Below are 12,352 nucleotides of genomic sequence, written 5' to 3' on the forward strand. Positions count from 1 at the left end.
GGCCCGCGCAGACGCGGGCACCACGAGGATGGTCGGAGCGGAAAACAAGTTCGTTCACGGAGCAATGATGCCAGGTCCGGCCCTCGGGCCCGGCACCAGAAATCAGACCGTGACCTGCCGCCGCTCGGTGGTGGCGATGGTGGCCGAGCCCACGACGCGGGTGCCGTCGTAGAGCACCACGGCCTGGCCCGGGGCGATGCCGCGGGCCGGGGCGGCCAGGCTGACGCGGAGCTGACCGTCGGTCAGTTCGGCGGTGACGGGCACCTCGTCGCCGTGGGCACGGAGCTGGGCGGTGTAGGAGCCCTCGCCCACCGGGGCGTCGCCGCACCAGCGGGGGCGGATGGCGGTCAGGCCCGTGACGTCCAGGCCCTCGACCGGGCCGACCGTGACGGTGTTGTTCACCGGCGAGATGTCCAGCACGTAGCGGGGCTTCCCGTCGGCGGCCGGGCGGCCGATCCGCAGGCCCTTGCGCTGGCCGATGGTGAAGCCGTAGGCGCCGTCGTGCTCGCCGAGCTTGGTGCCGTCGGCGTCCAGGATGTCGCCGGTGGCGGTGCCGAGGTGCTTGGCCAGGAAGCCCTGGGTGTCGCCGTCGGCGATGAAGCAGATGTCGTGGCTGTCCGGCTTCTTGGCGACGGCCAGGCCACGGCGCTCGGCCTCCTCGCGGATGACGTCCTTGGTGGTGTCGCCGAGCGGGAAGAGCGAGTGCGCGAGCTGCTCGGCGTCGAGGACGCCGAGCACGTAGGACTGGTCCTTGGCCATGTCCACCGCGCGGTGCAACTGCCGCTCCCCGGTGGGGAGATCGACGATCCGGGCGTAGTGGCCGGTGCAGACCGCGTCGAAGCCGAGGGCGATCGCCTTGTCCAGCAGCGCGGCGAACTTGATCTTCTCGTTGCAGCGCAGGCAGGGGTTGGGGGTGCGGCCGGCCGCGTACTCGGCGACGAAGTCGTCGATCACGTCCTCGCGGAAGCGCTCGGCCAGGTCCCAGACGTAGAACGGGATGCCGATCACGTCGGCGGCCCGGCGGGCGTCCCGGGAGTCCTCGATGGTGCAGCAGCCCCGGGCGCCGGTGCGGAAGGACTGCGGGTTCGAGGACAGCGCCAGGTGAACGCCCGTCACCTCGTGCCCGGCCTCCGCCGCCCGGGCGGCCGCGACGGCCGAGTCGACGCCGCCGGACATCGCGGCGAGCACGCGGAGCCGGCCGCTGCCGGGCGAAGTGGGGGCACCAGGGAAGTCAGTCATGATGGCGTCCAGCCTACGTGCTCCCGCAGGGGCGGACGAAAGTGGTTACACCAAGGGCGCGGGGAACTGCGCGCGGGGGAACGGCAGCACGTGCAACTGGCTCGCATGCCCCGATCTGGCTCTGGTCCGCCTTCCGTACTCGCGCAGTTCCTCGCGCCCCTGGGTCGCTGCCCTGCCGAGCCATCTGCCTCAGCGGCGGGCGGCGGCAGCCAATCCCGCGCTGCGGGAGCGGTGCACCGCCGGGGCGATGGCGGCGGCGAGGGCGGCGATGTCGGCGCGGGTGGAGGTGTGGCCGAGGGAGAAGCGGAGGGAGGCGCGGGCCAGCAGGGGGTCGGCGCCCAGGGCGAGCAGGACGTGGCTGGGCTGGGGGACGCCGGCCGAGCAGGCGGAGCCGGTGGAGCACTCGATGCCCTGGGCGTCGAGGAGCATCAGCAGCGCGTCGCCCTCGCAGCCGGGGAAGGAGAAGTGCGCGTTGGCGGGCAGCCGCCCCTCCGCCGCCGGGTCGCCGTTCAGCACCGCGTCCGGCACGGCGGCCAGCACCTCGGCGACCAGTTCGTCGCGGAGCGCGCCGACCTCCGCCGCGTACCCGGCCCGCCGCTCGACGGCCAGTCCGGCCGCCGCCGCGAAGCCCGCCGCCGCCGGGACGTCGAGCGTGCCGGAGCGGACGTCCCGCTCCTGCCCGCCGCCGTGCAGCAGCGGGACGGGGCCGACGCCCCGGCCGAGCAGCAGTGCGCCGACCCCGTACGGGCCGCCGATCTTGTGCCCGGTCACGGTGAGCGCGTCCAGTCCGGAGTCGGCGAAGGAGACCGGCACCTGGCCGAGCGCCTGCACCGCGTCGGCATGCATCGGGATTCCGAACTCCCGTGCGACGTCGACCAGTTCACGAATCGGCTGAATGGTGCCGACCTCGTTGTTGGCCCACATCACGGTGATCAGGGCGACCGAGGCCGGGTCGCGCTCGACGGCCTCCCGCAGCGCGTCCGGGTGCACCCGGCCGTACGCGTCCACCGGCAGGTACTCGACCTGGGCGTCCTCGTGCTCGGAGAGCCAGTGCACGGCGTCCAGCACCGCGTGGTGCTCGACCGGGCTGCACAGCACCCGGCGGCGGGCCGGGTCGGCGTCCCGGCGGGCCCAGTAGAGGCCCTTGACCGCGAGGTTGTCGGACTCGGTGCCGCCGGCGGTGAGGACGATCTCGCTGGGGCGGGCGCCGAGGGAGGCGGCCAGCGACTCGCGGGACTCCTCCACCACCCGGCGGGCCCGGCGTCCGGCCGCGTGCAGCGAGGAGGCATTGCCGACCACCCCGAGGTGCGCGCTCATGGCGGCGATCGCCTCGGGCAGCATCGGAGTGGTGGCCGCGTGATCCAGGTATGGCATAGCGGACCAAGTGTAGGGGCCGGGCGGGCGGCGTCCTGCCGATCGGCCGTCCAGTATCACGATTTGGCCATTGCACCCCGTGCAACGCGCCGTTAGCCTCCTGCCGCATCCGGGCACTGCCGCGCCCGCTCAGGGGAGGGGCTGCCATGTCGCAGACGGTGGACCGGGCACTGACCATCCTGGCCTCGCTCGGCCAGGGTCCCGCCTCGCTGGAGCAGGCCGCCTCCCGGATCGGGGTGCACAAGTCCACCGCGCTCCGTCTGCTGCGCACGCTCCAGGAGCACGGCTTCGTGCACCGCCAGTCCGACCAGCGCTACCGGCTCGGCGGGCGGCTGTTCTCGCTGGCCCAGCAGGCCCTGGACGGGATCGACGTGCGCCAGGTGGCGGCCCCGTACCTGGCGGCGCTGAACGAGCGGTACGGGCACACCGTGCAGCTGGCGGTGCTGGACGAGGGCGAGGTGCTCTACCTGGACAAGGTGGAGAGCCGCCACTCCGACCGGCCCGGCTCCTGGGCCGACCCCTCGGTGCGGATCGGCCGTCGGGTGCCGGCGGTGACCACCGCCGTGGGCAAGGTGCTGCTGGCCGATCTGGCGGAGGATCAGCTGACGGCCTTTCTGGAGGGCCAGGAGTTCACCGCCGGGACCAGCCGTTCGCTGCGCACCGCCGAGGAGCTGCGGGGCGAGCTGGCCTCGGTGCGGCGCCTGGGCTGGGCGGTGGACGAGGCCGAGTACCAGGAGACGGTGAACTGCATCGCGGCCCCGATCGTCGGCACCGAGGGCACCGCGATCGCCGCCTTCTCGATCTCCGCGGCGGCCGTCACCACCCCGGTCGCCGAGCTCTCCAAGCTGGTGCCGGAGCTGCTCTGCACCGCCGAGGCGATCTCGCTGGCCTACGGCGGCTCCCCTACTCCTCGCTGGTGCGAGAACCGTTGCGGTGCCAAGCACGCGGCGCCCGCCAGCCGTATTTGAGCGCCAGCATCCGCAGCACGAAGGCGGTCAGCGCGGCCGCCGTGGCGGTGGCGGTGGTGAGGGCGCCGGTGGCGGTCAGCGCCGCGACCATGGCCGCGCCGACCAGGGCCGGCACCGCGTAGATCTCCCGGTCCCAGCGCAGCAGCGAGGGCGTCTCGTGCGCCAGCACGTCGCGGATCACCCCGCCGCCGGCCGCGGTCAGCATGCCGAGGGCGACCGAGGAGACCGAGCCGAGGCCGTAGTCGTGCGCCTTGGCGGTGCCGGTCACGCAGAACAGGCCGAGACCGAGCGCGTCCAGGGTCTGCACGCTGCGGTTGATCCGCTCCACCTCGGGGTGGAGGAAGAACACCACCACGCCGGCCAGCAACGGGGTGATGAAGTACCCGAGGTTGGTGAAGGCGACCACCGGGGTGGCCCCGATCACCAGGTCGCGCATCACACCACCGCCCAGCGCGGTGGCCTCGGCCAGCACGCAGATGCCGAAGATGTCCATGTTCTTGCGGACGGCCAGCAGGCCCCCGGACAGGGCGAAGACGAAGATGCCGATCAGGTCCAGGGTCTGCTGCACGTCGGGTGGGAAGAGCTGCGAAGTCACCGTCAATTCTTACCGCGCCGTCACCCGAACGAGGACGAGCCGCCCCGGAGGTCAGTCCGTGGCCACCCGGCCGACGGCCAGCAGGGCGGCCACCGGGAGCTCCACGGTGCCGTCCGCGGCCGCGTACCGGGCGGCCAGCCGCAGGTACGCCCGCTCGATCCGGGCGGCCGTCTCCGGGGGCTGACCCTCGATCAGGGAGGAGGTGAGCACGGTGCCCTCCAAGACGTCCTTCCACCAGCGGCCCGGGTCGACCCGGTGGGTCCAGCCGACCCGGTGCACCGCCACCCCGGTCAGCCCGGCCGAGCGGAGCAGCTCCGCGAAGGGCCCGGGGGCCGCGTACGGGGCGAACGGGGCGTCACCCGGCAGACCGGCCGGGCGGGTGGCCCCGGACTCGGCGAAGGCGTCGAAGAACAGGCCCTGGGCCCGGTTGGCCGCCAGGGAGTCCCAGCAGGAGAGCACCACCCGCCCGCCGGGGGCCACCACCCGGGCCAGGTCGCGGACGGCGGCCGGCGGGTCGGGCACGTGGTTGATCACGAAGGCACCGACGGCGGCCTCGAACCCACCTGCCGCGAACGGCAGTCCGGGCAGACCGGCGGTGACCGCCCGGGGCAGCACCCGGGCCGCCTCGGCCACCATTTCCTCGACCACGTCGGTGGCCGTCACCTCGGCCCCGAGCGCCGCCGCGGCCAGGCCCAACCGCCCGGTGCCGCAGCCCACTTCGAGCACCCTCGTACCTGCGCCGACGGCGGCCTCGGCGAGCATGCGGGAGTGCAGTCCCGCCGTCATCGCACCGAAGCCGCCGTCGTACGTACCGCTGCGCCGTGCCCAGCCGCCGCGCTCGAACTCCTGGAAATCCACCACGTGTTGAACAGCCCATCTGTGACCGGAGTGACCCGGTCGTGCCGACGGGCAGTCTAAGCGGTGGAGATCAGCTGTTCTCAGGGAAATGGCAGGCCACCTGGTGCCCGGCCTTCGGAGCGACCAGCCGCGGCTCCTCGCTCGCGCAGATGTCCTGGGCCTTCCAGCACCGGGTGCGGAAGCGGCAGCCGCTCGGCGGGTTGATCGGTGACGGCACGTCACCGGTGAGCCGGATCCGCTCGCGCTGCTCCTTGCGCCGGGGGTCCGGCACCGGGACGGCGGACATCAGCGCGTTGGTGTACGGGTGCATCGGCGCCGTGTAGAGCGAGTCCCGGTCGGCGATCTCCACCACCTTGCCGAGGTACATCACCGCGACCCGGTCGGAGACGTGCCGGACCACCGAGAGGTCGTGCGCGATGATCAGGTAGGTCAGGCCGAGCTCGTTCTGGAGGTCGTCGAGCAGGTTGACCACCTGGGCCTGGATGGAGACGTCCAGGGCAGAGACCGGCTCGTCCGCCACGATCATCTTCGGCTTGAGGGCCAGCGCGCGGGCGATGCCGATGCGCTGGCGCTGGCCGCCGGAGAACTCGTGCGGGTAGCGGTTGTAGTGCTCAGGGCTGAGGCCGCAGAGCTCCAGCAGGTCCTGCACCGCGCGCTTGACGCCGTGCTCGGTGGAGACCTTCTGGAGCCGGAACGGCGCTCCGACGATGGTGCCCACGGTGTGCCGGGGGTTGAGCGAGGAGTACGGGTCCTGGAAGATCATCTGGATGTCGCGGCGGAGCGGGCGCATCCCCGACACACCGAGGTGGGTGATGTCCCGGCCGTCGAACTCGACCTTGCCGCCGGTCGGTTCGTCCAGCCGGGTGACCAGGCGGCCCATGGTGGACTTGCCGCAGCCGGACTCGCCGACCACGCCGAGGGTCTCCCCCGCGCGGACCTCGAAGTCGATCCCGTCCACCGCGCGGACGGCGCCGACCTGACGGCGCAGCAGACCCTTGGTGATCGGGAAGTGCCTGGTCAGACCGGTCACCCGGAGCAGCGGCTCACGGTCGGAGGCCGGCGCGGGAGCGGGCACGGTCGCCGCCGTCGTCGATGAGTCCGTCATGGGGTCTTCTCCTGAGGGGTGGTACGGACGACGCTCACAGCCGGGGCGCGATCTCTTCGGTGAAGATGCGGTGCCGGTCGGCGATCGGCAGGTGGCACGCGGCGTGGTGTCCGGGCGCGGCCTCGGCCAGCTTCGGAACCTCGGACGTGGAGCGGCCGCCGGTGCGGTCCGCGTACGGGCAGCGCGGGTGGAAGGCGCAGCCGGAGGGCACGTTGATCAGGCTGGGCGGGGTGCCCTTGACCGGAACCAGGCGCTCCTGGAGCGGCCGGTCGAGGCGCGGCATCGAGCCCAGCAGGCCCCAGGTGTACGGGTGTTCGGGGGACTCGAAGAGGGTCCCGGCCGGCCCGCGCTCCACGCACTTGCCGCCGTACATCACCAGGATGTCGTCGGCCAGCTCGGCCACCACGCCCAGGTCGTGCGTGATGATGATGACCGCCGAGCCGAACTCCTTCTGCAGGTCCCGGATCAAGTCCAGGATCTGCGCCTGGACGGTGACGTCCAGGGCGGTGGTGGGCTCGTCGGCGATCAGCAGCGAGGGGTCGTTGACCAGCGCCATGGCGATCATCGCGCGCTGGCGCATGCCGCCGGAGAACTCGTGCGGGTAGGAGTCCACCCGCTTGTCCGGCTGCGGGATGCCGACCCGGTCGAGCATCTCGATCGCCCTGGTCCGGGCCTCCTTCTTGGAGGTGCCGGGGTGGTGGGCGCGGTAGCCCTCGACGATCTGGGTGCCGACCGTGTAGTACGGGTGCATCGCGGTCAGCGGGTCCTGGAAGATCATCGCCATCTTCTGGCCGCGCAGCTGACGGACCCGGTCCGGGCCGGCCGCGATCAGGTCCTCGCCGTCCAGCCAGACCTGGCCGGTGATCCGCGGGGCGCCGCGCTTGCCCATCCGGTGCAGGCCCATGATGGAGAGCGAGGTGACGGACTTCCCGGAGCCGGACTCGCCGACGATGCCGAGGGTCTTGCCCTTCTCCAGCGAGAAGCTGAGCCCGTCCACCGACTTGACCAGGCCGTCGTCGGTGGGGAAGTGCACCCGGAGGTCCTTGACCTCCAGGTAGGCCGAACCGGGCTGCGCGGCGCCGGACTTGTCGATCTGGATCTCGGTCATGCGAGCCTCACGCGGGGGTCGACAGCGGCGTACAGGATGTCAACCAGCAGGTTGGCCAGGATGATGAAGAAGCCCGCGAAGAGGGTCACGCCCATGATCACCGGCAGGTCGCTGGCCGCGATCGAGGAGACCGCCTCGTAGCCCAGGCCGCGGAAGTTGAAGGTGGACTCGGTGAGCACCGCGCCGCCGATCAGGCCGCCGAGGTCCATGCCGAAGACGGTCAGGATCGGGGTCAGGGTGGAGCGCATCGCGTGCTTGCGGATCACCGTGCCCTCGCCGAGGCCCTTGGCCCGGGCGGTGCGGACGTAGTCCTCGCCGAGCACCTCCAGCAGCGTGGCCCGGGTGAGGCGGGCGTAGTTGGCCGCGTAGAGGAAGGCCAGGGTGACCCAGGGGAGCACCAGGTTCTGGAACCAGGCGATCGGGTCGTCGGCGAACGGGACGTAGTCGTTCGGGAAGACGCCGAGCTGGTAGACGAAGATCGCGCTGGCCAGCATGCCGGTGAAGTAGATCGGCAGCGAGACGCCGGCCAGGGCCGTGGTCATGGTGAAGCGGTCCAGCGCGGAGCCCCGCTTGAGCGCGGAGATCATGCCGGTCATGGTGCCGAAGCCGACCCAGAGGATCGAGGCGCCGAGGGCCAGCGAGGCGGTGACGCCCAGCCGGTCCAGCAGCACCGGGAAGACCTCGCGCTCGGTCTTGAACGAGTAGCCGAAGCAGGGCGCGGAGCAGTGGGTGACGTCCACGCCGGTGCTGTAGTCGCGTCCGATGACCAGGCCCTTGAGGAAGAGCCAGAACTGCTCGATGACGGACTTGTCGAGGCCCATCTTGTGACGGATGCCCTCGATGGCCGCCGGGTCGGCGATCTTGCCGACGTAGAGCAGCGCCGGGTCGCTCCCGGTCAGTTTCGGCACCATGAAGAAGATGCCGAAGGTGACGGCCGCAACCACCACCAGCATGGCGACGACATTGACGAGCCGTCGGATGATGTACACGAGCACTGCGGTCGACGCCGCCCCCGGGCCGGGCACCCTCGTGGGGTGCCCGGCCCGGGCGGCGCCTTCACCTGCCCTTCGGACTAGCTGTGCGAACTACGGGACTGGGCAGGTCACTTGCCGTCGGAGGTACCGAGGGCCTGGAAGTCGACCATGCCGAACGCGTCGTTGATGAACACGTTGGTCAGGCGCGGGTTGCGGTAGTTGAGCGCCTTGTCCGCGACCACCGGCAGGTAGACGGCCATGTCGGTCACCTTGTGGTTGATCTGCTTGTAGATCTCGGCGGCCTTGGCGGCGTCCGGCTCGGCACCGGCCTTGTCGAACAGCGCGTTGATCTCCGGGTCGTTGGTCTCCGGGTAGTTGCTGTTGCCGTTGGCGGTGATGAAGCGACCGTCCATCAGCGGCTGCATGTAACCGGCACCCGTCGGGTAGTCGGCACCCCAACCGGCCACGATCAGGCCGTAGTTCTTGCTCTTCACGACCTCCGGCGAACCGGCCACCGAGGCCAGCAGCTTGCCGTCGTACTGGTCGAGGGTGATGTCGACGTTGATCGCCTTCAGCGCGGTCTGCAGGGCGACGGCGGACTTGATCTCCTTGTCCTTGTTGCCGCGGACCGCGATGGTGGCCTTGAAGCCGTCCGGCTTGTTGCAGGCCTTCAGCTCCTCCTTGGCCTTCTCCAGGTCGGGCTTGCCGTCGAGCAGGGTGAAGGGGTCGTAGCTGTCCGAGCCGAGGATGTTCGGGGGCAGCATCGAGCCGTACGGCGAGCCGGCCACCTGACCGCCGCGGGCGGTCTGCAGCGCGGTGGTGTCGGCCGCGTACATGACCGCCTTGCGGCAGTGCTCGTTGTCGAACGGGGCGATCTTCGGGACCATCGCGATGTACCGGATGAACCCGTTGTACGGGTCGTCGGTGTTCGCCTTGAGCTTGTCGTTGGTCAGCACCTGGGCCTGGGCGGCCTGGGAGAGACCGGTCTGTGCGAAGTCGAGGTCGACCGAGCCGTCGAGCTGGCGCTTGTCCATGTCGTCGGCGTTGGTGGTGATGGTCAGCTTCACCACGTCCGGCAGCGCCTTGCGGAACGGGTCGGTGGAGGCGTCCCAGTTCTCGTTGCGGACGAACTCGACGGACTTGCCCGGCTCGATCGACTTGAACTTGTACGGGCCGGAGGAGACCGGCTTCTCACCGTACTTGGAGCCGGTGTCCGACTTCTGCGGGACGGGCGAGGCGGTGCCCATCGCGAGCAGGTACGGGAAGGCCGAGTCGGCCTTGTCCAGCTTGAAGATGATGGTGGAGTCGTCCGGGGTCTCGACGGTCTTGAGGCCCATCTTGTCCGGGGTGGTGTCCGTGTAGGGACCCTTGTAGCCCTGGCCCTGGTCGAGGCTGTTCACCAGGTAGGTCGGGCCGCCGGAGATGACGTCCTGGGCGAAGACTCGCTCGATGCCGTACTTGACGTCCTTCGAGGTGATGGCCGAGCCGTCCTCGAACTTGACGCCCTTCTTGAGCTTGAAGGTGTACGTCTTGCCGTCGGCGGAGATCTCCGGCTTGGCGGCCGCGAGGTCCGGCACCAGCTCCAGACCGCCCTTGCCCGGCTTCGAGTCGAAGGCCAGCAGGGTACGGGCGTAGAAGCGCTGCATGTTCCAGATCGACGCGTAGTACGCGCGGCCCGGGTCCCAGGAGTCGGCGTCGGTGGTGCTCCAGAGGTTGAGCGTGCCGCCCTTCTTGTCGGACGGGTTGAGCACCTTGTCGACCGCCGCGTTGAAGCCGCCGGCCGACGCCTTGGAGCTTTCGCCGCTGGTGCCCTTCTTGTCCGCGCTGCCGCCGCAGGCGGTCAGGGTGACGGCCAGCGTGGCCACCAGGGCGGCGGCGGCGAGCGTCCGGTTTCGCGTCATGGGTACTTCCTCCTGATGGTCGTGCTGGGGTTGAACAGTCTCGAAAGGTCCTGGTACGGAGGGCAGTTCGCGGGACGGCTGACCGGGGGTCAGTTGCCCTTGGGGTCGAGCGCGTCGCGCAGCCCGTCGCCGAACAGGTTGAAGGCCAGCACCGTGATGAAGATGGCCAGACCGGGCACCACCATGTAGGTGGGGTCGACCTGGTAGATCCGGGTGGCCTCGGAGAGCATCTGGCCCCAGGACGGGGTCGGGGGCTTCACGCCCGCGCCGAGGAAGCTGAGGGCGGCCTCGCTCAGGATGTTGGTCGGGATGATCAGGGTCGCGTAGACCAGGATCGGGGCGACCAGGTTGGGGAGCAGCTCGCGCAGCAGGATGTGCGGCCAGCCGGCGCCCAGGCTGCGGGCCGCGTCGACGAACTCGCGTTCGCGCAGCGACAGGGCCTGACCTCGGACGATGCGCCCGATGTAGGGCCAGCCGAAGAAGCCGATCACCAGCACCAGGATCGCCATCCGGACGGCGCTGCCCTCCAGCCCCAGAACGGAGTTGGGCATCACCGAGACCAGCGCGATGGAGAACAGCAGCTGCGGGAAGGCCAGCAGGACGTCCATCACCCGGCTGATCACCGCGTCGACCCAGCCACCGAAGTAGCCGGCCGCGATGCCCGCCAGCACGCCGATGACCACCGACACACCGGCGGCCAGGAAGGCCACGGTGAGCGAGATCCGGGCGCCGTAGACGATCCGGCTGAACACGTCGCGGCCGAAGGTCGGGTCGACGCCGAGCAGGAAGTCGCCGCTGATGCCGCCGAACGCCCCCTTGGGGAGGCCGAGATCGGGGTTGATCTGGTCCGGGTGCGGTTCGTCCACGGGGTGTCCGAGCAGCCCGGTGATCACGGGCGCGAGGATCGCGGCCAGGATCAGCAGCAGCACCACGATGCCGCCGGCCAGCGCGACCTTGTCACGCTTGAGGCGGTCCCAGGCGATCCGGCCGGGCGACCGGCCCTCGATCCGCTTGGCCGGGGCCTCGGGGGCCTCCGGAGCGTCGATGCTCTTGGTGGAAGTGCTCATGTGTCTTTCGTTTCCCCTCGCCGACGGTGGCCGGCCACGGTGCCGTTCGTACGCCGAGCACCGGGCCCGGGTAGGGCCCAGACATGGCTACGGTCCGGAATCGCGATTGCGAAAGGTGCTGAGAAGCAAGGGAGTTGCCTGGCAGCTGAGGTAAGCCCCGCACTGCACTGCGCAGACTCTCTGGCATCGGGGAGGCCTTACGCCAGACCTGACAACCGAAGGATGCCCAACTGTGATCTGTCCGCATGCACGGCCGTGTCCTGGCGAATAGCGTTCTTCACACAGGTGTTACTCGACTGTCAAGACGGGTGCGAAGGGTCGCCGGTACACTCCGTCGACTTCCCTCTCGGGAAAGGACGGAGGCCCAGGTCAGCGCCAGGGCTGGTGCGGCCAGTAGCCCTGCGGCGGGTGGTTCGCCGACTCGCGGTCGAAGAACGGGCGGGCGAAGGCGCGCAGCCACATCGCCACCGGGTCCAGCTCGTCGGCCAGCAGCACGGTGGAGACCGCGAGCCCGGCCGGGGCGTGCGCCACCGCACGCTGCACCAGCGCCCGGGCCGCCTCCACGGACGGCGGCGAGGTGTCGTACATGTCCAGCCCGACGGCCAGGTAGGCGTCACCGACGGCCGGGCGCACCCAGGCCTGCCGCAGCGCCCGGAGCGGACGCACCGCCGCCGCCTCGCGCTGCAGCTGGGCGTAGAACTGCGGTGCCTGGACAGCCGGTTCGGCCAGCTGGAGCGGCCCGGCCGGCAGCCGGTCCAGACCGCCGGCGATCCGGCGCAGGTCCGCCCAGGGCACCCCGACCCCGCCGCCGGGCACGTGCGGGTTGAGCCACAGGCCCCAGCGGGTGCGGTACAGCGCGTTGGCGATCTCCATCCCGGAGATCACCTCGTGGCTCCTGGTCCAGCCGCAGAGCGACAGCTGGTCGGGGGAGGTGACGGCGGGGGCGTAGCCGTGCCCGCCGATCTCCATGTTCCCGTACTGGGCGTCCGGGCTCCCCGGCTGCCCGTGCCAGAGCAGCATCCAGACCCGGCCCGCCGCCAGCGCCCCCAGCAGCCGCTCGTAGGCGTCGTAGCGCTCCGGCGCGACCTCGCCGAGGGCGCGCTCGATCGCGCCGTCTGCCGCCGCTCCCGCGCTCATGCCGTGCTCCGCCCGCCGTCCCGTCT

Annotated in this window: 11 protein-coding genes; 1 reads left to right on the plus strand and 10 read right to left on the minus strand. The window is 71.0% G+C overall.

Features of this window, described 5'->3' with window-relative positions:
- Window positions 1-102 precede the first annotated feature (102 nt).
- Together mnmA and ACZ6ZR_RS09455 are read right to left on the minus strand one after the other, a co-directional pair.
- Window positions 103-1,239: a tRNA 2-thiouridine(34) synthase MnmA gene (gene mnmA / locus ACZ6ZR_RS09450; RefSeq protein ID WP_465641072.1), complete on the minus strand. Its 1,137-nt coding sequence runs from the start codon at window positions 1,237-1,239 to the stop codon at window positions 103-105.
- A gap of 189 nt (window positions 1,240-1,428) precedes the next feature.
- Window positions 1,429-2,613, minus strand: coding sequence for a cysteine desulfurase family protein (locus ACZ6ZR_RS09455; protein WP_465641074.1), 1,185 nt, complete (start codon window positions 2,611-2,613; stop codon window positions 1,429-1,431).
- 146 nt (window positions 2,614-2,759) lie between these two features.
- Here ACZ6ZR_RS09455 and ACZ6ZR_RS09460 point away from each other — a divergent pair, with 146 nt between their 5' ends.
- On the plus strand, window positions 2,760-3,581 hold the full coding sequence (locus tag ACZ6ZR_RS09460) for an IclR family transcriptional regulator (protein ID WP_465641076.1): 822 nt from the start codon (window positions 2,760-2,762) through the stop codon (window positions 3,579-3,581).
- Here the strand turns inward: ACZ6ZR_RS09460 and ACZ6ZR_RS09465 are convergent.
- From ACZ6ZR_RS09465 to ACZ6ZR_RS09500, 8 genes are all read right to left on the minus strand, one after another.
- A complete protein-coding gene (locus ACZ6ZR_RS09465) occupies window positions 3,517-4,176 on the minus strand; it encodes a trimeric intracellular cation channel family protein (RefSeq protein ID WP_465641078.1) in 660 nt (219 codons plus the stop codon). The genes ACZ6ZR_RS09460 and ACZ6ZR_RS09465 overlap by 65 nt on opposite strands.
- Window positions 4,177-4,227: 51 nt before the next feature.
- Window positions 4,228-5,037 (minus strand): class I SAM-dependent methyltransferase, encoded by an 810-nt coding sequence (locus ACZ6ZR_RS09470; protein ID WP_465641080.1) that lies wholly within the window; start codon window positions 5,035-5,037, stop codon window positions 4,228-4,230.
- Window positions 5,038-5,104: 67 nt separating this feature from the next.
- On the minus strand, window positions 5,105-6,139 hold the full coding sequence (locus ACZ6ZR_RS09475) for an ABC transporter ATP-binding protein (protein WP_465641082.1): 1,035 nt from the start codon (window positions 6,137-6,139) through the stop codon (window positions 5,105-5,107).
- Between the two features lie 34 nt (window positions 6,140-6,173).
- Entirely contained in the window at window positions 6,174-7,247 is a 1,074-nt protein-coding gene (locus ACZ6ZR_RS09480; RefSeq protein ID WP_465641084.1) for an ABC transporter ATP-binding protein, read from the minus strand.
- Window positions 7,244-8,242, minus strand: coding sequence for an ABC transporter permease (locus tag ACZ6ZR_RS09485; protein ID WP_465641086.1), 999 nt, complete (start codon window positions 8,240-8,242; stop codon window positions 7,244-7,246). The genes ACZ6ZR_RS09480 and ACZ6ZR_RS09485 overlap by 4 nt, the downstream gene beginning before the upstream one ends.
- A 107-nt stretch (window positions 8,243-8,349) precedes the next feature.
- Window positions 8,350-10,122 carry an ABC transporter substrate-binding protein gene (locus ACZ6ZR_RS09490; RefSeq protein ID WP_465641088.1) on the minus strand — a complete coding sequence of 591 codons (1,773 nt, stop codon included), beginning with the start codon at window positions 10,120-10,122 and terminating at the stop codon, window positions 8,350-8,352.
- Between the two features lie 89 nt (window positions 10,123-10,211).
- Window positions 10,212-11,189, minus strand: a complete 978-nt coding sequence (locus ACZ6ZR_RS09495; RefSeq protein ID WP_465641090.1) for an ABC transporter permease — start codon at window positions 11,187-11,189, stop codon at window positions 10,212-10,214.
- Window positions 11,190-11,558: 369 nt separating this feature from the next.
- Window positions 11,559-12,326 carry an enhanced serine sensitivity protein SseB C-terminal domain-containing protein gene (locus ACZ6ZR_RS09500; RefSeq protein WP_465641092.1) on the minus strand — a complete coding sequence of 256 codons (768 nt, stop codon included), beginning with the start codon at window positions 12,324-12,326 and terminating at the stop codon, window positions 11,559-11,561.
- Between the last annotated feature and the right edge of the window lie 26 nt (window positions 12,327-12,352).

This window comes from Kitasatospora sp. NPDC088742, assembly GCF_055584905.1.

Excerpts from the sequence above, each read along its gene's own strand:
- mnmA (WP_465641072.1), bottom strand. The coding sequence starts at position 1,239 with ATGACTGACTTCCCTGGTGCCCCCACTTCGCCCGGCAGCGGCCGGCTC.
- ACZ6ZR_RS09455 (WP_465641074.1), bottom strand. The coding sequence starts at position 2,613 with ATGCCATACCTGGATCACGCGGCCACCACTCCGATGCTGCCCGAGGCG.
- ACZ6ZR_RS09460 (WP_465641076.1), top strand. The coding sequence starts at position 2,760 with ATGTCGCAGACGGTGGACCGGGCACTGACCATCCTGGCCTCGCTCGGC.
- ACZ6ZR_RS09475 (WP_465641082.1), bottom strand. The coding sequence starts at position 6,139 with ATGACGGACTCATCGACGACGGCGGCGACCGTGCCCGCTCCCGCGCCG.
- ACZ6ZR_RS09480 (WP_465641084.1), bottom strand. The coding sequence starts at position 7,247 with ATGACCGAGATCCAGATCGACAAGTCCGGCGCCGCGCAGCCCGGTTCG.
- ACZ6ZR_RS09490 (WP_465641088.1), bottom strand. The coding sequence starts at position 10,122 with ATGACGCGAAACCGGACGCTCGCCGCCGCCGCCCTGGTGGCCACGCTG.
- ACZ6ZR_RS09495 (WP_465641090.1), bottom strand. The coding sequence starts at position 11,189 with ATGAGCACTTCCACCAAGAGCATCGACGCTCCGGAGGCCCCCGAGGCC.
- ACZ6ZR_RS09500 (WP_465641092.1), bottom strand. The coding sequence starts at position 12,326 with ATGAGCGCGGGAGCGGCGGCAGACGGCGCGATCGAGCGCGCCCTCGGC.